The sequence below is a fragment of the Agrilactobacillus composti DSM 18527 = JCM 14202 genome (assembly GCF_001436375.1).
Taxonomy (GTDB): domain Bacteria; phylum Bacillota; class Bacilli; order Lactobacillales; family Lactobacillaceae; genus Agrilactobacillus; species Agrilactobacillus composti.
Genome location: NZ_AZGA01000043.1, coordinates 1 through 22,767, shown reverse-complemented (window position 1 = coordinate 22,767; position 22,767 = coordinate 1). Strand labels below are relative to the sequence as shown.

The following is a 22,767-nucleotide window of genomic DNA, read 5'->3' as shown; positions in this document are numbered from 1 at the left end:
ATCAGAAACGTTGATTTAACAGCGTTTCTGATTTTTTATATTGGCTTTATTTAAAAAGAGCTCTGGAACATTCGTACGAAAAGTAGCGGTAGACTTTAAAAACCGAACAATCTTATTTTTCGTCTGCTTCATCCAATGGTCTTAAATGACCATTTTCTAACGCTTCATTATATTGGAACGTGTACTTACCGACAAAGTTAATGTGTTCAAACATCAGTGGCGATAATTTGCCGATCATGTCGTCAGAACAATCAAACCCTTCTGATTGCATCTGCGTCACAATCTTTTCCAGGTAAACGGTATTCCAATAAATAATGGCATTCGTGACTAAACTGAGAGCGTTTAGTTGTTCTTCCATACCATCAAAATACGTTTGATAAAGCTTCCCTTTCCGACCATAAAAGATGTTTCGACAAAGCGCGTGCCGAGCTTCACCTTTATTTAGCTGTTCCAAAATTTGACGCGCATAAATCTCATCTGAAAGATAGCGTAATTGATGTTTCGTTTTATAGACTTTGCCGTATTCAGTAATCGCTTTACCCAAAGCGGTTGGGTGGCCTTCACGTTGCAAGGCCTGAGTTAATTCTGTCGCATTGACCTTACCAGACTTTAACGAACCGGCCACGCGTAAAATATCCTCCCAATGTTCTTCAATCAACCTTAAATTAATGCGGTTTTGAGACACCCCATTTAAGACTTGATAATCAGCGGTCGAATCAATCCGCCATAGCTTGGTTCCCTGACTATTAGCAATTCGGGGACTGAACTGAAAACCTAATAGGCCAAATAAGCCAAAGACTAAATCGCTATAACCGGCGGTGTCGGTCATAATCTGAGTGGGTTCCAAACTGCTGCCTTGATTTAAAAAGCCTTCTAATAGGTAGAGAGAATCTCGTAAGGTCCCTGCAACCACCATGCCATGAAAGCCGATATATTGATCAGAAACAAAATTGTAAAAAGTAACCCCGCGACCGCGGCCAAAGTATTTTGGATTGCTACGAGAATATAAAGACCTTTGGGGGGTAACGTAACGAATGCCATCGGCCGAAGCCATTTGACCGTCGCCCCAGATGAGCGCACTTTTTAATTTTTTATGCGCGTTAATAATGCGGCGATTGGCGGCGGCAAGGGTATCAATTCGCAAGTATTGATGGTCCACGTACATTAACCGATCGTATTTTAGACTATTTGAACTGTTTTTAGCCACTGGCGAAAGGCCAATGTTACAAGCCTCAGCTAATAAAACCGCTAAAATACTAATATCAACGTGTTTCATCTTCGTCCCACTTTCACTAACGTGACTAAAACATTGTGTTAACTGTAACTGTTGGTTAACCTCCAAGAGAATATCCGATAAATCAATTTTGGGAATTAAATGCCGAACCCGACTTTTAAAGGCCGCTTCGTCCTTTTGTTCACGGACTTTGCGTAATTTGGCCACAATAATTTTTTCTTGGCCGTCAACCTCTTTGACCTGGGCCATTTCTGAATCAGCCCAATTTTTTAGGGCCTCGGCATAGGATAAAGCTAAATCCTGTTTCACCGCTTCAACGGCTGCTTGACCAGTCTGCGGTAAATCAAGTTGTTGAATCAAAACGGCCTTTTGTTGACGCCAAGTAGACTTATCAATTAAGCAGGCCATGGGATCAAGATAGCGATTACTTTGCCGGACGTAAATATCATGACGCTTAAGACCATGAACCAGAAGCTCGATGCCGGCAATCAACACACACTGATTGGTTACTTGGGGGTTCTCACGAATATAATAACGCCATTTTTTCGGTAGTTTTTCGACGATCTGTTCAAACATCCGATAGGTAACCGGGCGCGGAAACCGTTGGCGAATAAACTCCCAAACCATCAGACAATCTTGGCCATTGGTAGTCCCTTCAAAAACAATAGTGGCTAAAATATCCGGAATGAATTTCCGGAATTTTCGATAAGCATTTAACAGTTCTTCAATGGCAATTGGTTCTCGCTCATTACGCACTAACTGATTAACCTGGGTAACGGCTGACTCAATTATTTCAGGTGGATAAGTTGCTAAAACTTTGTTTCTGAGATCTTGACTGCTGATCGTTTCGTCCATCAATAACCTGACAATCTGGGAGAGCGTTAAAGCTGCATGATCAAAATCTTTAATGGTTCGCAGCCGTTCCTTGGCTTCTTTATTTTTGGCCCGTTTAAAAAGCGTCTCGTAGAAGCGTGAAAGAGCTAGTAATTGTTCATCCATCGCTCGTTTGCGATACTCGGAAACAAAAGCGACCAATAACGCCGTTTGTCTTTTGACGGACATCCGTTTAATCAGACAGGCCTTGGCTTTAAAAGCATAGTTGGCCAGATTCTTTAACTTTCCTGCTGGAATTGCGCCTAATTGCCAATCCTCAGTTTTAAATTGTTGAAACTGTTTTAATCGAGTAAAGCCACGGTTAATTTCTTTGCGGCTTTCATCCATCAAAGGATTTCTTAAGAGATCCATTTTAATGGTGGCCCCATAGATGGGTTCCCCCAACGGCAGTTAACAGATTTAAAAGTCGGTCCGTTTCTTCCGCTGAAGGGACGGCCACTAATTGACTATCCAAAAGGTCGGCGGCAACCTCCGTGACCCCATTAACAAAGCGTTCAAAGGTGGTCACCCCTGGTAAGAGAATTTTTTCATCCAAACATTTTTTTAGCAGCATATCAAAAAGTAGTTTTTCGGTTTCGTTTGTAAAACGCGCTCGCTCAAGCAGCCAGTCGTTCAGGCTCGCTTTGACCGCGGGATCAGTAAAGGCTTGATAATGATATTTTCGCTTAATCAGCGCCATATGTTGGCTAATGGTCATTTTTCGCGTGTAGCCTGCTAATGCCCGACCATCAATAGTTAACTGTTTAGCTAAATAATCAATTACCTCAGCTGGGACTTGTTGTAGATTAGTTGGAAAAGTTCCTAAAAATCTAACTGAGCTCAATTGAACGGCAAAGCCTAATTTAGTCGTTGCGGAACGCATTTCATCAATTAACGCGCGATCAAAATCAGTTAATTGAAAATACAGCCGCAGTTGATCGGCAGAAGAGATGCCCTCAAAAGTTCCGAAGCTTTGTTGGTGATGCGGGTTAGTCGGCATATTATTCTCTAATGTTTTTAAAAAACTATAGTTTTTGGAAAGGTTTCGCTATACTTTGATTAGGTTGATTTAACCGGGTTTTGAGTTTTCAAAAACTCATTATCAAAAAGTTTATAATAAACCATTGCCAAAAGATAGCTAAATTTACCCTGGCTATCAAAAAACTAAGGAGTCACTCATGATTATTGGATATGCACGGGTTTCAAAAGATGATCAGAATCTCAATCGCCAAATTGATCAATTAATGGCTTATGGTGCCGAAAAAATCATTCAAGAAAAGTTTACCGGGACCCGGCAAAGAAGACCGGGAATTACCCAGCTTCTCCAAACCATTCGGGCTCATGATGTCGTGGTCGTTGAAAGTATTTCCCGCTTGGGCCGCAATACGTTGGACATTTTAAATCTGATTCAATTACTGCACCAAAAACAAATTAAGTTTGTTTCTTTAAAGGAGCAGATGGACACCGAGACCCCAACTGGTCGAGCCATGCTGCAAATGATGAGTGTGATTGCGGAACTGGAGCGGAATTTATTAGCTGATCGGGTTAAAGAAGGGATTGCGGCCAGTCGTCGGCGTGGCGTGACAGTTGGCCGACCACGAATCGCCCAAGAAAAGTTGGATATTGCCATTCGGATGTATCAAAGTGGTGACTATTCAGTTAAAGAAATTTTGGCCACCAACCAAATTTCCTCAGGAACTTTTTACCGCGAAGTGAATCGGTTAAAACTAAAAAAGCTTAAAAGAAAAGATGACCCATCTGCTTCTCACAACTGACTTCTAAATATTATGGATTCCAAAAAAGATTTACGACCTTTAGTTTTAACAAAGTTGACAAGCCATTGGAGTAGCTCTTATACTATACATAGATGATCGTCTATGTAATGGAAGGAGAAAAAATGGATTATCAAAATTACGTTCAAATGCTAAAAGCAATGGCTGACCCGAACCGCCTAAAAATCATTGATCTGCTTTCATGTGGATCACTTTGTGCTTGTGATATCCTCCAGCATTTTGATTTTTCTCAACCCACTTTGTCTCATCATATGAAGGTTTTGCAAAATGCAGGTATTGTGTTTGCGGTAAAGGATGGGAAATGGCAACACTATTCCCTACAAAAAAGGTTTGTCCAAGAGTTTAAACAGAATACCGACCAACTGTTAGCCGCTGATGAGCACTGCCTTTGCCAACGGTCTGATTGTGAAAAAGATGTTGCCAATTAAGTTTTTTTAAGCAATACATAGACGCGTGTCTATATAAGGAGCTGAAAAATGATGGAAAAGTATTCGCCACAAGAGATTAATTTAACCAAGTACCTATTTTTTACCGGCAAGGGTGGGGTTGGCAAAACCACGGTTGCCAGTGCCACTGCAATTAGCTTAGCTGATGCTGGTCACCGAGTTATGATCGTTTCCACTGATCCAGCTAGTAACTTGCAGGACGTTTTTAAAGTTAGTTTAACCAATCAGCCAAAGCCGATTCCAAACATTTCCGGTTTGTTTGCTGCCAACTTTGATCCGGTCATTGCTGCGAACGAGTATCGCGAGCAGGTTATTCAACCTTATCGAGGCGTGTTGCCCAAAGAAGCCATTCAGAATATGGCTGAACAATTATCAGGCTCGTGTACGGTTGAAATTGCTGCATTTAATGAATTTGCCAACTTTCTAACTAGTTCCAAGATTAATCAGCAATTTGACTATATTATTTTTGATACCGCGCCGACCGGCCATACCTTAAGAATGCTGCAATTGCCTTCTGCTTGGAGTAATTACCTGGATAAGAATGATCGTGGTGCATCCTGTCTCGGCCAACTAGCTGGCTTAAATGATAAGAAAGCTATGTATCAAAAAGCGGTTGAAACTTTAGGCAATCCTCAAGCGACGACTTTGTTTTTAGTTACCCGACCACAAAAAGGCGCCCTTCTGGAGGCACAACGCGCTTCACATGAGTTGGCAGCCTTAAACATTAAGAACCAGCAACTAATCATTAACGGTATCTTAAATCAGCCAACCGACGCAGTTTCTCAGACTATTTTTAAACAACAGCAAGCTGATTTGCAGAATATGCCAGTCACTTTAGACCAGCTACCCAAGTTAGCAATCCCATTGCGAGCATACAACGTATTGGGATTAGCTAATTTACGACTACTATTGAAAGACCAGCAGCCGCAAATCACTGAGGAACCGGTTACTGCTAGTCACTTTCCTGATCTGGATGTTGTCGTGAAGAATTTAGTGCAGTCAAATAAAAAAATTATCTTCACCATGGGCAAAGGTGGCGTTGGTAAAACAACCGTTGCCGTTCAAATTGCCCAAAAGATAGCTGCTCAACACAAAACCGTGCACTTGGCTACCACTGACCCAGCTGATCATTTGAAATACTTCAAAATCACAAGTCCGCTGATCAAGGTGAGCCATATTGATGAGAAAAAGTCTTTAAAAGAATATCAAAACGAAGTTCTCACTACTGCTAAAAAGACCATGAAGTCTAATGATGTTGATTATGTCGCTGAAGATTTGCGTTCACCATGTACTCAAGAAATTGCTGTCTTCCGAGCTTTTGCTGAGTTAGTCGCCCAAAATGATAGTGACGTCGTTGTGGTTGATACGGCTCCGACTGGTCATACACTCTTACTGTTAAACTCGACCCAAAGCTATGCTCAAGAAGTTGCCCATACCTCCGGCAGCGTCCCACAAGCAGTCGTTAATCTGTTACCAAGACTACAAGATCCTAAGCAAACTGAAATTGTTATGGTAACGCTACCAGAAGCCACGCCGGTTTATGAATCAATGCGGTTAGATGACGATTTGAAGCGAGCCAGTCTAGCTCATACTTGGTGGGTGGTCAACCAAAGTATGTTGGCAACTCAAACCACTGATCCATGTTTGCTGGCTCGAGTGCAAAGCGAAGTTAAATGGATTGATCAGGTAAAAGAGCTTTCGAATAATCATTTTGCTGTTATGCAATGGCAACCAAATTACGAAAAAACGCTTTTAACGGTTTAATTAATTAAAGGAAAAAAATAATTAATCAGTTTAGGAGGTATCATGCAAGTCTTTTTTGCCGTTGGAATTTTCTTACTCACATTATTATTCGTTATCTGGCAACCTAGAGGATTATCAATTGGATGGACAGCCGTTGGTGGTGCAATTTTAGCATTATTGTTTGGCGTGGTGAGTTTTAAAGATGTTGGAACAGTTACCGGAATTGTCTGGAATGCCACCTTATCTTTCGTGGCTATTATTCTGATTTCACTCATTTTAGATCAAATCGGATTTTTTGAATGGGCCGCCTTACACATGGCTCGCTGGGCAAACGGTCACGGTATTCGCATGTTTATTTTGGTGACCACCTTAGGCGCCGTCGTTGCTGCCCTTTTTGCTAATGATGGGGCTGCTCTGATTCTTACCCCCATTGTTTTAGCAATGGTTCGTGCCTTACACTTTGATGAAAAGCAAGTTTTCCCTTTTATTATTGCCAGTGGCTTTATTGCCGATACCACTTCTTTACCAATGATTGTTAGTAACTTGGTAAATATTGTCTCTGCAGACTTTTTTGGAATTTCCTTTTCAGCGTATGCGTTAAGAATGTGGATTCCTGATCTATTTTCGCTGTTAGGTAGTATTGGTATCCTGTATCTTTACTTTCGAAAAGCATTGCCACGAAAATTTGATGCCACTCAGGTTGCGGAACCCAGTTCTGCACTAAAAGATCAGCGACTTTTCAAGTTTTCATGGGTCGTCTTAATCCTCCTATTGATTGGTTACTTTAGTAGCGGTTTCTTAGGAATCCCCGTCTCCTTTATCGCACTGAGTATTGCGGCTATTTTTCTGATAGTTGGTCAAAGAAGTTCCCATGTTAATGCGATGGCAGCGATTAAAGGAGCTCCTTGGAACATTGTCTTTTTCTCAATCGGTATGTATGTCGTAGTCTACGGCCTTCAGAACGTTGGTCTAACAACATTATTATCAGGTGTCATTACCGAAATCGCAAAAGGTGGTCGGTTTGCTGCCACAATGGGCATGGGCTACTTAGCAGCACTTTTATCGTCATTAATGAATAACATGCCGACCGTCATGATTAATGCACTATCAATCAAAGGCGCTGACGTTTCAGGGCTCATCCATCATACGTTAGTGTACGCAAACATAATCGGCTCAGATTTGGGACCTAAGATTACCCCAATTGGCTCTTTGGCTACATTAGTCTGGCTACATGTGTTAGCTCAAAAGGGAGTTAAAATTAAATGGGGGACTTATTTTAAAATTGGAATTGTAACCACGATCCCAGTGTTGTTTATTACCCTATGTGGCCTCTGGTTATCATTATCGATTTTTGGTTAGAAAATATAAATCACAATTACTTTGGAGATGAATAGAATGAAAAAAATAGAGCTTTTTGAACCAGCAATGTGTTGTTCAACCGGTGTTTGTGGTCCCAGCGTTGATAAGGAATTGATTCAAACAACGGCCATTCAGCGGTATGTCAGTGTGAATGCACAGGGGCAGGCCATGTTCATTCGTCGTAATTTAGCCCAGAACCCCGATGCCTTTGTTCGAAATCCGATTGTTGCCCAAGAACTAAAACGTCAGGGTATAAATGCTTTACCAATTACGTTAGTGGATGGTCAGTTGGTAAAAACCGGTGAATACCCAACCATTAACGAGTTTAGCAGTTACTTAGACATGGATTTAGTAGCTGCTTTGGTTCACTAATAGTTTAGATGGAGGATTAATGATGACACAAATTTATTTTCTATGTACTGGAAATGCTTGTCGAAGTCAAATGGCTGAAGGATTCGCTAAAAAAATTTTAGGCAATGATTGGCGCGTTGCCAGTGCGGGAGTCGAGGTGCATGGCTTGAATCCATTGGCTGTTAAAGTTATGGCTGAAAAAGGAATAGATATTTCCCAGCAAACATCAAAGTTAATTGATCCCGATTATTTGCTTCACAGTGACCTAGTTGTCACCTTATGTGGAGACGCTCGTGATCGCTGTCCAGTCACCCCACCAACGGTCAAGAAAAAGCATTGGCCACTTCCAGACCCGGCTTTAGCAGCTGGATCCGAACAGGATAGAATAGTAGTTTTTCGGAAGGTCAGAGATCAAATTGAGCAGCAGATTATTGACTTAGCAAAAGTCGGTAACCTCTGAGGAATCAGTAGGTCCGTAACCAATACGAATTTTAAAATAGCGGTAGAAAACCGTATATTCAGATAACAAACATTCTGAGTGTTCGGCTTCCTACCGCTACTTTTCGTATGGATGTTCCATTAACCCCTATATGGCCGGAACGGTCCTGGTTGGCGCTATTCTCACTGCGCTAGTCAACTGGTGGTGGGCCGATTCCGTAGCAGCGCTCGTGCTAGTCTATTTTATTGCTAGCGAGGGCTGGGAATCATTTCAGGCGGGCCGTAACCAATAGCAAGCCAGCATCTGCGTAAAAAAATAAGGTGCTAACCACAACAAGTTACTAGAACTTGCTGGTTAGCACCTTATTTTTTACGCAGTATTGCGCTCTTTTACAGAGATCCTGCGCTACAATCGGCCTTAACGTCCCCCAAAAATAACGCTTAAATCTCTTTTGCACCACACATTATTTTTTACGCCGGAGACCCTTTCTAGCGCGTAAGGCCAACAAAATCGTCATCATGTCAACGACTTCTTGAAACATTGCACCGACTAACGCTGGAATAACGCCGGTTGCAGCAATTAACATTAAAATAACGAGAACGACAATCCCTGCTAAAACATCGTTGCGCGCTATCTGCATAGTCTCTTGACTGATCATAACGGCGCTCGCCACCCGGCTAAGATCGTCTTTTAAAATCACTACATCCGCCGATTCACTGGCCGCCGTGGCACCATGCGCACCCATTGCAATACCAACATCCGCCGTCGTCAGGGATGGTGCGTCGTTAACCCCGTCGCCGACCATAATTGTTGGCCGTGCGTTTTGATCAACAGCTTGAAGCAGCCTGATTTTATCCTTTGGCAACAAATTACCGTGAACTTCATCAAGATCTAATTTTGCCGCAATGGTCTTAGCGATCGTCGCCTGATCGCCAGTTAACATCATGATATGCTTCAACCCAAAATGGCGTAATTTTTGAATGGTTGCGGCAGCCTCTGGTCGGAGTTGATCCAAAAAGCTGATGTAGCCCGCATATTTTCCCCCGATACTGACATAGACGGCCGTTTGCTCGACAGCTTGAACCGCCTGTTGCGTCACAAACGCTAATTTACCAACTTTAACAACTTGATCGTCAATTATCGCTTCAATGCCTTGCCCGGTCACTTCACTGAGCTGGCTAACCGCGCCTAAGCCATCAACACCAACATAGGCAACTAAGGAACGCGCCAAAACGTGGCCTGAACGCTGCTCAGCGCTGGCCGCAAAGTGTAATAATTCTTGGGCCGGCCAGGGTTCAATCGGCTTAACTTCATTTACTGTCAGCTGGCCTTTGGTTAAGGTTCCTGTTTTATCGAAGGCAATTGTCTTTGCGCTAGCCAACTTTTCAATTGTGGTTCCGGTTTTAACAATGACGCCGTTTTTACTGGCCCGGCTCATTCCGGCAACTAAGGAAATTGGTGCGGCCAAAATTAATGGGCACGGTGATGCCACCACTAAAACCTCAGCCAAACGAACAGGGTCACCGGAAATCAGCCACGCGACAACGGCAATGACAATCGCAATTGCCGTGAATGGCACGGCATAACGATCGGCCATGCGCACAAAATTGGCCGGCTGATTTGCCGACTCTTTTACTAACTGAACAATTGCTTGGTATTGGCTATCTGCCGCCGTACTGAGTGCCTCAATTGTCACGGCCGCAGCGCCATTGACAGATCCGGACATCAATTCACTGCCAACTAGCTTTTCGAGTGGCCGTGATTCCCCGGTTAAGGAAGATTCGTCAAAAGTTGAATTACCCTTAATAATTTTACTATCCACTGGCACTAGTTCACCGGGTTTAACCAGTAATTGATCACCTACCGCGATTTTTTCAACCGCAATATCTTCTAAGCGATCAGCACTGACTAAATGTGCGTTTTGCGGCGAATTATCCAGTAACGATTTTAATTCTTGACCGGCCTTGCGCGTGGCGTAATCCTCCAAAGAATCCCCGCCAGTCAGCATCACTAAGACCATCAAACTCGCCCAATATTCACCAACTGCAAGTGTCGCAACAATCGCCATGATTGCCAGTAGATCAACACCGTATTTTCCCGAACGCAACGTCTTAATCATTTCAAAAAACATTGATAGCGCAACTAAAGAACCCGCAACAGTCACTAATACTTGCGCGGCCATTGGTTGTTGCAGCCCAAACGCCAGCACTAGTGCCACGGCGCCAACCACCAATGTTGCTACTAATTTCCAAGTATGTTTCATTGGCCAGCTCACTCCTCCATTTTCTTTCAGTATAGCACGGCGGTGGGACGCAACAATATTATTAGGCTGGACTTTAATAATTTATTTTCACGTGGTTAAACTATCTAAAAATCGAATTTTATCAGCAGCCAAAGACAAAAAATAGCCTTGTGGTGACCGATTTGGTCGCAAGGTTATTTGCATGAATATAATGAAAGGCCTTGGACATGTTAACTGTGCTCCAAGTTGTCTTGGCGGGATTGGGGATCGTAAAAGCGGTCCTCGAAATCCTGCGGACAACAAAAAAGACCAGCATTAAGCTGATCTAATCACATGATAGACTGCAATACGATTACAGCGAACCAACACGTGGCCGCGTGTTGGTTCTTTTGATACTCATAGTATAGCTCAGTACTTTTAATTCATCAAGAATTTGCGTAACTATTGTGTTAGCAGGAATTGCACCTGTGAAAGAAACGATGCTTGCTTTAATTACCGCGTTCCTCTGCAATATTAGTGGTACCGCGAAATAATCTGGTCCGTCATAGGAATTTTGAAGACAAAAAAGGAACTATCCACAATCCTGCCAAGTTTGCGGTTCAAAAATGAGGAATAGGTCATCCATTGTTATCCCGCGTACCCGAGAAACACCATTTCTAATATAGAATACTAGTGCCTATTGCTCTCACTATTTTCCCTTAATTTGGTGCAATTTTAGCATGACAAAACGTGCAATTGGTTGTGCAACTAATAATTCAACGGCAAATGAAATCGCAAAATTACGGGGCCATTTGTAGAAGAAGTGCGTGATTGGGTCCAAACTGATTTGCTGACTGCCAATCCAAGTTCCCACCACAGTTAAAACGACTGACATCATCAAAACGGTGCACAGAATATTAACAATGATGTGCGCGTTAAAACTATCATCCTTCGCAATAATTTTCTTAGTTAATCGTGCGGCCGGCTTATACGTCAACAGCACAAGCGCAATGACGCTCAACCAGATAAATGACAGCACGCTCAGCGCCAGCGCCCACGTTCGCAGGTGAAAACCAACTTCAAAGCAAGTGATCAGTGGTGCAATAATGTTAACTGAAACCAGCGAAACAATCGCCATAAACAACACAAATTCTTTTCCATTACGCGGCAGCCGCATATAAAAATCCATTAAAATCGCTCCATTTCTATTTTTGAACGCAAAAAAAGCGCAAAACCCCTATGAGTTTTGCGCTGATCAATTATACGCGCTCTGATTAAATTTTATTCGCAACATTCGGCCTTAAAGAAAGTGCCACCAAGCAAAATAGTGGCGTTCTTACTTTTTTAGCAACGGATTCTATCCTACCACATAAAAGAAATTTTCATAAGCCTTTTTTAAACACACTAGTTCAAATTGATTTAAAGGCCATCAACGCACGCCAATTTCAGAATACACTGGCCCACCGCTTCCAATCCTGCTATATTAAGGTTATCAGCTACAATTGACCGGTAAAATTAATAATTGCACAAATGTGTCTAAAAAGGAGTCTTTCAGCATGGACGATAATCGGCGTCACCTTTTGGCGAAAGTTGCTTATCTTTACTACATTCAGGGCCGAACGCAAAGTCAAATTGCGACGGAATTGAACATTTATCGCACCACCATTAGTCGCATGCTCCAACAGGCCCGCCAACAGCACATTGTGACTATTCAAATTGAAGATTTCAACCCGCAATTATTTAATTTGGAGGAAAAACTCAAACAACGTTTCAATTTAAAAAATGCCATTATTGGGTAGCGTCAAAAATCTTGTGTAAATGAAATGCCTTCGTACATATAATATGTAACTAACTTAAATAAATGATGCTTCCAAGGTGTCCTGGAGTCCTTTAAAGCCTCGGTGGATCCGCTTCAGAGACTTCTCGTTATAAGCATTAAACTGAGAAACCAGGAATCGATCCAGTGAATCTTCCGTTGGAGATTGTTCTTTGTGGTGGGTGGTGCGCTTGAGATGCTTGTTAAAGTTCTCAATCAAGTTAGTGGAGTAGAGTGATTGCCGAACGGCTGGTGGAAAGTCCATGAAAGTGAGCAGATTCGGCATTTTAAGCAGATCTTTGATTAACTTGGGATAGGTACGATGCCAGTTGTTGGCGAACTCATTCAGTTTCAGTTCGGCTGCTTCACGATTGGCAGCTCGATGAACTTGTTTAAGTCATTGATCACGGCCTTACGGTCTTTCACACGAACTTTGTTCATCAAATTACGCCCAACATGAACCAGGCAACGTTGTCGTTTGGCTTTAGGGAAATGCCGATTCAAGCCTTCATCCAAACCAACTAACCCATCGGCCACAAATAACAGCACATCTTTAACGCCCTGCTTGATCAAGGTTCCCAGCAGTTCAGTCCAGATTCCAGTCGATTCCGTTGGCGCCACTTGGTAGTTCAGCACTTCTTTCGTACCATCTGGACGAATGCCAATCGCAATATGAACGGCTTCTTTTTGAACGGTATCCCGCTTTAACGGCAAGTAAGTGGCATCTAAGAAGATGGCCGCATATTGTGAAGCCAGTCGACGTTGCTGGAAAGCTTGAACCTGTTCATTGACGGCTTTAGTCATGTTGGAAACCGTGGCTTTGGAGTAGTGAGCACCGTACATTTTCTCAATGAGTTCGGCAATTTCAGCAGTGGTAATTCCCTTGGTATACAACTGAATGACCGTTGTTTCTAAATTATCACTGTGCCGACCGTAGGCTGGCAAGGTATGATTTTCAAACCGGCCATTGCGATCTCGAGGAATGGTTAAGTTAAGTTGGCCGTACTTCGTATCAAACGAGCGCTCATAACTGCCGTTGCGGTTATTACCAGCGTTAATCCCAGCGTATGAGTAGCGTTCGTAACCCAAAAACTCTGCCAATTCGGTTTGAAGCAGCTGGTTAATCGCAATTTCGAGGTGGTGACGAAAAACTTCGTCCAAATCTTGCTTTTGGGCTAGTGCAGCGATAATTTCTGTGGTAAGTTCATTCATGGGGAATGCCTCCTGTGATGTTTTCTGTGGTTACTAAATATCATAAGGGAAGGCATTCCCTATTTCTATACAATTCAGAAATCTTTTATGCATTTACACAAGATATTTTACGCTCTCATAAACAATTGCACCAATAAAATGATCAGTATTAGTTTGCGCCGCAACGGTTAGGTCTTTAAATAATTGTTTACATTGTTCTCTATCCCACTCATAATTTCGCTGGAAAACAGGAATTTCAAAAATTGTTTTACCATTCCCCAGGAAATCAAATAAGTGTATGCTATCAGCTTTCATACTATTCTTCCTCCCCAAATTCGCGTTGTACTATTTCTGGCAGCGTACCTTCTTGCTTAATTTACGTCATTAAATTCGTTCAAGTTATTTCTTGCAATCTGCCATACATTATGACCTAGCAGTTAAAAACTGTTTTTACAGATATAAATATAGTTTTCTTACTGATTCTTTAATTTTACATTTAGATTACAAGTGCATGTCCCCATCTTCATGCCGATTTCGAGTTTGGTGTTGCCGTTGCTTTTTCGTCATTTCCCACTCGGCCTCTTTTAAACCTTGCGCCTGTCTTTGCCCTTGGTAATCTTCATCACGGGCATATAGAGCGGCCATGATTGCGTCACTAAAGGCCGTCTTTAGGTAATATTCTGGACTAACTGGCTTGTAGTTCAATGGTTGATAATGTGCCAGCTGGGATTTTCGGTATTGATCGTCCTTAGCTTGTTGCTCTTTTAACTGTTTTTGGATTTTCTCAATCTGACTGTTCTTAATCGTTGGATCGGCTTTGCATTCGCCAAAAAAGAGTTGTTTAGTGCCATCATGCTTTAAAACCCGTTGTAAGTGATGATTTTCTAACTGATCTAAGCTAAGCTGTCCCGATAAATAAGCTAGTCCTTGTTGATGTTCTTGGGGACTGAACACCTGTGGTGGATTTGCTTGCCACTGTTCAATTGTTTCAGCCTGACATGGCTTTAAAACAGGATCATAGTACATCACGGCTGTATAGGCTTGTTCCTGTTTAGTCATTGGTAATTCATCTAAATCGCCTTTGGGAAAGGCTCTTTTCAATACTTCATGGTATTGCGTTTTAATGACTTGCTTAACAGCCATGATTGTTCGCAAATCTTTGACTGCGCGAGTAATCTTTTGCTGCTCGGTTGGTGAATACTTTTCTAGTAGACCTTGATCAACGTGTTCTAGACTTTCTAAGCTATCATCATGAATCATCAGCGTATATTTAAGCTCGATTTTGACTTCCTTTTCTTGTTGCATTAATAACTTAAAACCAACGTATGGCCGCTTAGTAAAGGCCAATAATTGTTGTGTCAACAAATCATCACGAATATTCATTAAACGTTCGTTTAATTCACTACCCTTGAAAACTGTTTGTTCGCTATCGGTTTCCTTAATTAATTCTCGTCTTTCAGCTTGCGTGGTCTGTTCAAAATTAAGCTCTGGATAAAGTTTTTTCGTAGTGCGATCAACTACTTTATTTAAGAGTTCATCTGCTTTTTTGAGTGAGCTTTCTTGTTGGTTAATTGTCAATAATTGTTTAGTCACATCTTCACCAACCGCATGTTTAATTAAGGTGCTGTTTTTCCAATTAAATAGCATGCGCCGCTTATCATCTAAGTTCTCCAAACTGATATAAGTTTTCAGTTCATGGCTTAACTCTTTAACTACCCGTTTTTCATTAAACGAGAAGTGTTTACTTAGGCTATCTAAATGACCTCTATTGATTACTTTTTCTTGGTTGTTTTTATAGCCAGCTTTGGAATTACGATAGTTCTTAACTTGTTGGTTAAATTCTTTTCTTTCATGCCGCTTACTATTAATTCCCTCATGTTGAGTTGGTGTATCATCTATTCCCTCCTCGATAAATGATTTTTCGCTGATCCGATCGGGAATATTTTTTTGCTCTAAAACTTGATTAACACTAACCGCCCAATTGTGCCGCCATTGATTGATTTTTTCTTTTTTATCCCAATCAACTAACCACACCTTTCTTGATCTTGGGAAACGACTATTTCCTGTATAAGTCTTGTTCCCGTTTTCGTCTAATATGTTTTCTCGTTTACTTTTCAATCCCCACGTTCCGTCTGGGTTAAATGGACGGTTAGTTAACATCACATGAGCGTGCGGATTATCTGGGTGATCTCTATGAATTGCCACATCGGCAACCATACCTTCATCAACAAAATTTTCTTGTACATATTTTGTCAATAATTTTTTCTGTTCATCTTCACTTAATTCAACTGGTAGAGCCACGTTAAACTCTTTAGCGTACCGTGAGTTTGCTCGACGGTCTTTTCTTTCAACTTCGTTCCATAATTTCTTTCTATCACTCGCCCATTCTGGCGCATTCTTCGGTGTTAAAATAAAGCTTTCTGGCATAACCGACCGAGCATAAAAATAACTTCGGCCTTCTTTTTGATCGAATAATTTTTCGCCACTTCGATAACTTGCTCCAGCAATTGCACTTCTTCCTTTTCCAGCACTAATATTACTAAAGCTCATGTGAAAAATTGCCATGTCGGTCACCACCTTTCTTTGGGTTTATGGGTTTGATTTTGTTGTCGCCAACGGCGACTTCTAATACAAGTGTTTAGCACAATAACACAACCAACTTTAGTTGTTGTGTGTAAGTGCGCATTGACCTCGTTTCACTCAGTCTTCTGATTCTCCTGAATTTACTTTTAGTGTATGACTTCCGCTTCGCTATTTCAACTTTCATCCTTTGACTTAACGTTCTCTGTATGATATAGTGTCGGTGATTATTTCTAATATGATTGGAGGGATCGTTATGTCTCAAAGTAACTTAGAAAAACAAGAAGCTAAATTAAAAGCCCTTAATCAAAAAATTAAGGACGAAAAAAATAAGATTGAACAACGGCTAGGTAAACAAATCATCAGTCAAGCCAATTTAGATTATGCTAATTTGTCTAACGATCAGATTAAGCTTTTAGCCAAGCAATTCTCTGAATTTTTAAAGGTAAAGTCCGTAGATCATTAGCCATACGAGATGGGGAAATTCCATGTCTAATCAATATGAAAAACTAGTCGAGCAGCAAGCGCGTTTAAAACAAAAAATTGAGCGAGAAGATTTTAAATTACGACAATCTAAATACTATGAAAATCGGCAAGCCCGCAAAGCCCGTTCTCGCCGATTAATTCAAAAAGGGGCTTTGCTAGAAAAATACTTCCAAGCTGATAACCTTTCGATCGAACAAACCGAAGAGCTTTTAAAAACATTCGCCGATTACGTTAATGCCCATAAACCGAATAAACTCAAAAACGATCAACCTAATAACTAGGCCGATCGTTTTTATTTTCTGGATCATTTTTAGGCTTTACTTCTGGGTTTTGATCTGCAAAATTTTGTAACTGCTTTTGCACCTTTTCTGGATAAGTAATATTTTGGTTTATCCAAGGAAAATGCCTCAAATCGTTCTTAAAAACTTGTCCCTTCTCTCTTGCATAAACAGAGGTAAACTTTTCGCTATTATCATAGATCATGACCTTATCAGATTTAAAGGCCACTAATGGCAAATTATGTTTGGATTGCTGATAACGTTTCTTGATCGTTGCTACTGGAACACCGTGGCCACCTTTTTGTACCCGTTCGTTGACCCTTTGGATAGCTAAATTTTCATCTCGCAAAGCAACATATAATAAAGTCACTTCAAAGCCATTTTTGTGAGCTTTGTCAATCAAATTGAGTTGAGCTTTGCCTCTACCTGCCAGTGTTGTTTCTACGTGAATACTTTGCTGGTGATCTAAAGCATAGTGTAGTTGTTTGATTTCTTCTTTCATGGCTTTTAAGTTGTCACTATCTTTATGCCAATCGCCACCCATTTGTCTTAAAAGTTCATCAGCGTTAATCCGTTTTGTTTTGTCAAACAAGATGGGAAATGTATCGTATAGCGTACTTTTTCCTGCTCCGTTAATACCAGCAACAATTATATATTGGGGTTTATCTATCAACGGACAAAGTCCTTTCGCTTAATAACCTCATCTTGCCTTTTATCTAAAAAGTAGGTATATAAAGCGTCATATACTTTGCGCTTTTCTGGATCTGGCTCATGTAATGACTTATCAAGTAAATCTTTTAAATCAGTTTCTTTGGCAATTTCAAAAAAGTCATTAATTGTGATTGTATCTTTCATGTTCATCACACTTCCCAGTTATTAATTTATTTAATCTGATAAGCCATTAGTCCTCATCTGGATCATTGAGCCAATCAGCGACTTCTTTAGCGTCTTTGAACTCTGTTACTGGTGTCTCTTTGGTAGCCTTTAAAAGGCTTAAATTAGCTCTTTCGGCTTCGCTCAGGGCTGGTTTAAACGGTAATGCTGCGTCAGCTACGATCCGCTTATAAAACATATTGATCGCCGTAGTTGGGTTTAGACCTAACTGGCTTAAAACGGCTTCGGTATTATCTGCCAATTCTTTGTCAATCTGGACTTGTACGCGTTTCTTTTCCTTAACTGCCATGATTTTCTCGCCCCCCTTTATTACTACTCACATTATACTAATCTTTGAGTACCATCTCAATTAGCCTGCTTCTTTAAAAGTTGTGATTTTAAGTTTGCTGTCCTTTCCGCAATGGCACTTATACAACGTTCCTAAAGTGCCCGTAAGCGCATTTTAAAACTCGTTTAATATAATTATGCTCTATCTGTTTAAAACAGCTTAAACGGCCTTATATAGCTTTTTAGTTTTAAGCACGCTCATCGTTAGGGTGTTTGGCCGCATATTCTCTAGCCGCTTGTTGATTCCACCAAGCGCCAATTCAGCCACTCAAGGTGTCTATTTTTGCTTCTAAGCGATTTTAAAGCAGTTTTAATATAATTATGCACTGCAACGCTTAAAACGGCTTAAATAAGCTCATATGACGTTTAATTCCAAGAGCGCTCATTGTCAGTGTTCTGTTCTTCGGGGTGTTTGGCCGCATATTCTCTAGCCGCTTGTTGATTCCACCAAACGCCAAATAGGTTTTGCATGGTGCCATACAAGTAGTTTTCAACGTTCTTGATATGTTTCTCATTGCTTCTAAGAACGTTAAAGTAGCGTCTTAAGGCTTTAGTCATCAAAGGTTTTAGTTCTTCGTCGTAAAGCGGGATTATGACGCCAATATCTTGATGATCCTTTTCAACTCGGTACTTAGCATTTAAGATAATGCCAATGAAGCGCCGCATTTGTTGCGGGGTACGGCACCAAAAACTAAGTAGTTGCACAGCTTCTGGTTCTAAGAAAACCGGTAAGCCACTGTCTTCATCAGTTAAGAAATCATTAGCATGGTTCACCAAATCCTGGTTTTGCTTTTGAATTTCTGCTGGTGAGAAATTGGCTGTGGAAAAGTTCAACTTTTGAGTATCTATATTGTATCTGTTTTTGTCTCTTTCTTTAGGTTCTCTATATAGATTAAGTCCATTTTTTGAACTTCCGCTCGTAGCAAGGGTTTGAGAGCTGTTGTCAACGAACTTATGCGGAAGTTCATTTTTTGAACTTCCGCTCGTAGCAAGGGTTTCAACGGTCTCCCGCGGAAGTTCATTTTTTGAACTTCCGCTCGTAGCAAGGGTTTGAGAGCTTTTTTGACCAAATTCGCCGCGTAAATAGACATCGGTTGCTTTCACATCGAGCTTGGACAGATATAAGCGATTCGGTTCATTTTTCTTAGTTTTCGGGTTAAAGCCCATTTGTTTCTGAACGAGTAATCCGATTGATTCCAGCTCTGCTTTTATTTTGATGACTTTTCCCTTTGAACAATTGAACAAGTCCATTAGTTCTTGATTGGTAAAGATAAAGTAGACGTGTCCTTCACTATCAACCCAGTTATTGCGCAAAGAATACTCTAATCGGTCTTTTAGTACCATATAGGCTAATTTAGCGTCATTGCTTAAATGCTTGTATTGCTCGCCATACATTAATACCTTAGGGAACTGGAAAAATAAGGCTCCATATACGTTATCTGCTTCATAGTAATTAAAATTTGTTGATTTTGTCATAATAAAAACTCCCTTTCTTGACTGGCACACGCTGTCTCAAAAGAGAGTTGCTAAAACATTCGACTTGCATTACAATACAAATCTGATATGATTTAACTGAATTACAAAGCCTCACGGCTAAATGAATGCTTTGTAATTTACCAGCATGTGTCTATTCTGGGTTGCCTATACGGCAACTTTTTTAATTTCTAACAACAAAAATGGACTAAATAGCATTGGTTAGCTACTTAGTCCATTGGATTTAATTTGTTTTTAACTATCCTTCACTTGTCCCATAGGACTGGTTTGCGGTATAATTAACCTACAAATTAAGAACAATGTTCAGACGATTTTAACTTGGCGGTCTAAATTGTCTGAATCTAAGTAGCTCTCTATTAGCTACTTGCTAAACCCAAAATCCCTGATTCCTCGTGAATCGGGGATTTTTCTGTTTAGCTTGATCTCTTTATTCGGTTGTTAAATTAGTCATAGTCTAGCATAGTGCTTGCCTACCGGCAACTTTATTCTGTCTTGTATACTTTACCAGCCCCCATCGGTCCGTTGATCAGATACAAGGTCTTCGTATCAATTATTGCTATCAACTATTTGTGATTTCATCATTTTCCCCACTCAATTATTCTTGAAAGTCTCTATAAGCATTTTCTATTATGGTATCTAATAAGGTTGATCTTGATTTTGCGTTCAACTGATTAACCATTTCATCTAAACGATCAATATTCTTTTGTTGAATTGAGAAGCTTGTCTTTACTTTTCGTTCCCAATTCAATTTTTCGTTAAGTGCATCTTTTTGCTGAATGTCTCTAGCCACTTGGTAATCGTTGTTGGTACTTGAAAACTTTTCAAATTTGTTTGCCATAAGTTAATCATTCCCCTGTTTTTGGATTTCTGAAAACACGTCACTTAATAGTTTGAGAAATGGCTCTTGTTCATGCAACTTGTCATTCTGGGTTGCATATTCTAGTATGCCCTCCTTTGCAAGCATACTAGCGTTAACTAATTCCTTTTCTGGGATAACCCCAATGACATTATCTATATGTTTGAGTGCTGATAAAAATTCGTGAGAAGAATTAGTATTGTGTTTGATTCGATTGCCTAAAAAGAATACGTTGGCAGTAATATATGATTTACCACTAACTGGATCAACAACTTCATCTTGTAAAGTTCCCACACTTTGCAATACTTTTGTATGACTTTCATACCCAAATCGACTTGGTTCCATTGGAGAAATGATTTTATCGGCTACAGCTACACCATTTTTGCTTAACAGGTTCCAAGCTGGTGGCAAGTCGATAATTATGTAGTCATATTTTTGATTCAGTTCTTGCGCATTTTTAACAAACCACATAAATAATAGCAATTCTCTATTTGGTTTTGAGGCTAAACGATCTGCTACTTCTTCCAGGTTGCTAGTTGATGGAATTATCGCGATATTATCCTGAACTTGTGTCTCAATTAACCCGGAGCTTGGTTTTTCTAGGACATCTGCAATGGTGGGCTTTCCACTGAAATTAAAATGTTCATTTTCAAAAGTGCCCGTCAAACTCTTCTGTGCGTCCAAATCGATCATCAAAACTTTTTGATCTTGTGTTTGTAAAAATTTGGCGAACTGAAATGCCATTGTGGTTTTACCAACGCCACCTTTGATAGCCATAAAACTGATTACTTGCATAACACACTTTCCTCCTAACATATAAAGATAAAGGTAACACTTAACAAATACCTTGTTCTCCTACATAATACGACTTTAAGAACACAAAATCAAGATAAAAGTAGTACTAATGGAATACATAAAACGCATAAAGGTATTTATTTGGTGGTATAAATAGGTTTCAACAATTAGTCATACCTATTATCTGTTAACATTAAATTTCTTTCGATACCTTATAAAGGTTGTCCGTTTAATTCCTGTATTACGGGCATGCTCTTGTTGCTAGTTTTACAATGTGATAACATTTAATTATTATGTTTAGTTATCACAATTGGAGGAACTTGGAATGAAAAAAGGGCATTATGCATTGGGCATAGTTACAATTGTTTTGGGAGGACTGGGTCTTTTAGGATCATTAATTCCTATAGTCAATAATATTTCTTTTGTGTTTGGAATAATTGCTTTAATTCTAGGGATAATCACACTAATTATTTCAAAGAAAGCTAAGGGTAAAATTACATTAGGACTGATAGGAACAATTTTGTCTGTTGTGACAATAATCTTGGTTCTTGTGTCACAGTCCTTCTACTCAAAAAGTATTGAAAATGCTACGAAGGATGCAAGTGAAACATCGTCAATTTCTTCAAATGGAGTAAAAAAAGCTGACACAACTTCGTCCAAGAAAGACAGTAAGAAAGAAAGTTCACTTGAATTATTGAATAAGCTAGCCGCAAATGGAAAATCAACCGGAGATTTAATGGTAACAGGAACTATCACTGTTGGTAAAAGTTCCGAGGTTGTACCGGGAATTTATGATTTAGAAATTCTGGGTGGGAGCGGTAATATTACAGGTGAAAGAAAAAGCGTTGACAGCTTATTTATTAATTATCTTGGTGCTGTTAGTGGCAGTGATAATGGCTATCCAAGTAAGATTCGTATAATTTTATTTGATGGCGATACTCTTAAATTGGATAGTATATCGAAAATTAAGCTTACAGCAGTATCAAAGAATACCACTGCAGGAGATCAATTAGGCCAGGGCGAATGGGTAGTTGGCCGTGATATTAAAGCTGGAACCTATAAGTTATCAACCAATGGTGTATTGGATGAGGAATATGACAATCTTGGATGGACAATTTCTCAATATGATGACACAACTGGTGATAGCCGAGATGTTCAATTAAATCCAAGCTCGAAGGATGTTGTTATGGAATTAAAAGATGGTCAGGTGTTATCAACAAGTTATGATAATACGTCTGATACTGTTAATGCTGACAGTGTTAAATTAATTTTTACCACCCAGAAATAGTGTGTTAAATCGACGGTTTTTAGATACACATCAATCTCTATTATTTGAATGAAAAAAATAGCCGGATTTAAAATTGAAGTGCAACACCTAAATGACTAGGCCAAAAAGGCCATGAAGACCTATTCGGTAGATTGCAAATTTAATCCGAATTTTTGGACAAATTGGTCAGCATGACCTGATAAGGTGTTTGCCAGTCAAGTATTTTAAGTGGTCGCTGATTAATTTCGAGTAAGGTGGTTTTCAAGCCTTGAGCACTAATGTGCTCAAAATAAGTCCCCTTAGGATAAAAATAGCGTAAGTTCC

At 40.3% G+C, this 22,767-nt stretch carries 20 protein-coding genes and 5 pseudogenes; 11 read left to right on the top strand and 14 right to left on the bottom strand.

Features of this window, described 5'->3' with window-relative positions; all coding sequences use genetic code 11:
- Positions 1-112: 112 nt before the first annotated feature.
- Positions 113-3,107: pseudogene (locus FC83_RS16895) on the bottom strand (Tn3 family transposase).
- Positions 3,108-3,285: 178 nt separating this feature from the next.
- Here FC83_RS16895 and FC83_RS07265 point away from each other — a divergent pair.
- The 7 genes and pseudogenes from FC83_RS07265 to FC83_RS16890 form a co-directional block, all read left to right on the top strand.
- Complete coding sequence (locus FC83_RS07265) at positions 3,286-3,882, top strand: recombinase family protein (RefSeq protein ID WP_003582117.1); 597 nt, start codon at positions 3,286-3,288, stop codon at positions 3,880-3,882.
- A 122-nt stretch (positions 3,883-4,004) separates the two neighbouring features.
- Entirely contained in the window at positions 4,005-4,328 is a 324-nt protein-coding gene (locus FC83_RS07260; RefSeq protein ID WP_003582114.1) for an ArsR/SmtB family transcription factor, read from the top strand.
- Positions 4,329-4,379: 51 nt separating this feature from the next.
- Positions 4,380-6,110 (top strand): arsenical pump-driving ATPase, encoded by a 1,731-nt coding sequence (gene arsA, locus FC83_RS07255; RefSeq protein WP_016373382.1) that lies wholly within the window; start codon positions 4,380-4,382, stop codon positions 6,108-6,110.
- Between the two features lie 42 nt (positions 6,111-6,152).
- Complete coding sequence (locus FC83_RS07250; RefSeq protein WP_003582109.1) at positions 6,153-7,448, top strand: arsenic transporter; 1,296 nt, start codon at positions 6,153-6,155, stop codon at positions 7,446-7,448.
- Between the two features lie 36 nt (positions 7,449-7,484).
- Positions 7,485-7,820 carry an arsenite efflux transporter metallochaperone ArsD gene (arsD, locus tag FC83_RS07245; protein WP_025013532.1) on the top strand — a complete coding sequence of 112 codons (336 nt, stop codon included), beginning with the start codon at positions 7,485-7,487 and terminating at the stop codon, positions 7,818-7,820.
- Between the two features lie 22 nt (positions 7,821-7,842).
- The gene (gene arsC / locus FC83_RS07240; RefSeq protein ID WP_004563097.1) at positions 7,843-8,259 is read left to right on the top strand and encodes an arsenate reductase (thioredoxin); all 417 of its coding nucleotides are present in this window, start codon (positions 7,843-7,845) and stop codon (positions 8,257-8,259) included.
- Positions 8,260-8,371: 112 nt separating this feature from the next.
- Positions 8,372-8,530: pseudogene (locus FC83_RS16890) on the top strand (cation transporter); the annotation flags it as partial.
- 171 nt (positions 8,531-8,701) lie between these two features.
- Here the strand turns inward: FC83_RS16890 and FC83_RS07235 are convergent.
- Both FC83_RS07235 and FC83_RS07230 read right to left on the bottom strand, forming a co-directional pair.
- Complete coding sequence (locus FC83_RS07235; RefSeq protein ID WP_016373418.1) at positions 8,702-10,501, bottom strand: heavy metal translocating P-type ATPase; 1,800 nt, start codon at positions 10,499-10,501, stop codon at positions 8,702-8,704.
- A 667-nt stretch (positions 10,502-11,168) separates the two neighbouring features.
- On the bottom strand, positions 11,169-11,648 hold the full coding sequence (locus FC83_RS07230) for a DUF2798 domain-containing protein (protein WP_035454409.1): 480 nt from the start codon (positions 11,646-11,648) through the stop codon (positions 11,169-11,171).
- 367 nt (positions 11,649-12,015) lie between these two features.
- Between FC83_RS07230 and FC83_RS07225 the strand changes: the two genes are divergently transcribed.
- On the top strand, positions 12,016-12,258 hold the full coding sequence (locus FC83_RS07225) for a sigma factor-like helix-turn-helix DNA-binding protein (RefSeq protein ID WP_035454412.1): 243 nt from the start codon (positions 12,016-12,018) through the stop codon (positions 12,256-12,258).
- 54 nt (positions 12,259-12,312) lie between these two features.
- On the opposite strand, the pseudogene FC83_RS07220 reads toward FC83_RS07225, so the two are convergent.
- From FC83_RS07220 to mobQ, 3 genes and pseudogenes are all read right to left on the bottom strand, one after another.
- Positions 12,313-13,487 (bottom strand): annotated as a pseudogene (locus tag FC83_RS07220) (IS256 family transposase).
- A 93-nt stretch (positions 13,488-13,580) separates the two neighbouring features.
- Positions 13,581-13,781 (bottom strand): GmrSD restriction endonuclease domain-containing protein, encoded by a 201-nt coding sequence (locus tag FC83_RS07215; RefSeq protein ID WP_035454414.1) that lies wholly within the window; start codon positions 13,779-13,781, stop codon positions 13,581-13,583.
- A gap of 186 nt (positions 13,782-13,967) precedes the next feature.
- Positions 13,968-16,031 carry a MobQ family relaxase gene (mobQ, locus tag FC83_RS07210; RefSeq protein ID WP_035454417.1) on the bottom strand — a complete coding sequence of 688 codons (2,064 nt, stop codon included), beginning with the start codon at positions 16,029-16,031 and terminating at the stop codon, positions 13,968-13,970.
- 253 nt (positions 16,032-16,284) lie between these two features.
- On the opposite strand from mobQ, the gene FC83_RS07205 reads away from it, so the two are divergent.
- Both FC83_RS07205 and FC83_RS07200 read left to right on the top strand, forming a co-directional pair.
- Entirely contained in the window at positions 16,285-16,512 is a 228-nt protein-coding gene (locus tag FC83_RS07205; protein WP_003555660.1) for a hypothetical protein, read from the top strand.
- Positions 16,513-16,534: 22 nt separating this feature from the next.
- The gene (locus tag FC83_RS07200) at positions 16,535-16,813 is read left to right on the top strand and encodes a hypothetical protein (RefSeq protein WP_035454420.1); all 279 of its coding nucleotides are present in this window, start codon (positions 16,535-16,537) and stop codon (positions 16,811-16,813) included.
- Here the strand turns inward: FC83_RS07200 and FC83_RS07195 are convergent.
- The 7 genes and pseudogenes from FC83_RS07195 to FC83_RS17045 form a co-directional block, all read right to left on the bottom strand.
- Positions 16,803-17,483, bottom strand: a complete 681-nt coding sequence (locus FC83_RS07195) for an ATPase (protein ID WP_010012556.1) — start codon at positions 17,481-17,483, stop codon at positions 16,803-16,805. The two genes, FC83_RS07200 and FC83_RS07195, sit on opposite strands and share 11 nt — an antisense overlap.
- Complete coding sequence (locus FC83_RS07190) at positions 17,480-17,665, bottom strand: hypothetical protein (protein ID WP_010620892.1); 186 nt, start codon at positions 17,663-17,665, stop codon at positions 17,480-17,482. The genes FC83_RS07195 and FC83_RS07190 overlap by 4 nt, the downstream gene beginning before the upstream one ends.
- Before the next feature lie 46 nt (positions 17,666-17,711).
- The gene (locus tag FC83_RS07185; RefSeq protein ID WP_010014831.1) at positions 17,712-17,993 is read right to left on the bottom strand and encodes a type II toxin-antitoxin system RelB/DinJ family antitoxin; all 282 of its coding nucleotides are present in this window, start codon (positions 17,991-17,993) and stop codon (positions 17,712-17,714) included.
- A gap of 404 nt (positions 17,994-18,397) precedes the next feature.
- Positions 18,398-19,507, bottom strand: coding sequence for a replication initiator protein A (locus FC83_RS07180; protein ID WP_035454423.1), 1,110 nt, complete (start codon positions 19,505-19,507; stop codon positions 18,398-18,400).
- A 613-nt stretch (positions 19,508-20,120) separates the two neighbouring features.
- A complete protein-coding gene (locus FC83_RS07175; protein ID WP_003590746.1) occupies positions 20,121-20,363 on the bottom strand; it encodes a hypothetical protein in 243 nt (80 codons plus the stop codon).
- A 3-nt stretch (positions 20,364-20,366) separates the two neighbouring features.
- A complete protein-coding gene (locus FC83_RS07170) occupies positions 20,367-21,176 on the bottom strand; it encodes a ParA family protein (RefSeq protein WP_033615103.1) in 810 nt (269 codons plus the stop codon).
- A 180-nt stretch (positions 21,177-21,356) separates the two neighbouring features.
- Positions 21,357-21,425 (bottom strand): annotated as a pseudogene (locus FC83_RS17045) (recombinase family protein); the annotation flags it as partial.
- Between the two features lie 76 nt (positions 21,426-21,501).
- Between FC83_RS17045 and FC83_RS16880 the strand changes: the two are divergent.
- The gene (locus FC83_RS16880; RefSeq protein WP_035454427.1) at positions 21,502-22,464 is read left to right on the top strand and encodes a hypothetical protein; all 963 of its coding nucleotides are present in this window, start codon (positions 21,502-21,504) and stop codon (positions 22,462-22,464) included.
- Between the two features lie 139 nt (positions 22,465-22,603).
- On the opposite strand, the pseudogene FC83_RS07160 reads toward FC83_RS16880, so the two are convergent.
- Positions 22,604-22,767: pseudogene (locus tag FC83_RS07160) on the bottom strand (IS30 family transposase); the annotation flags it as partial.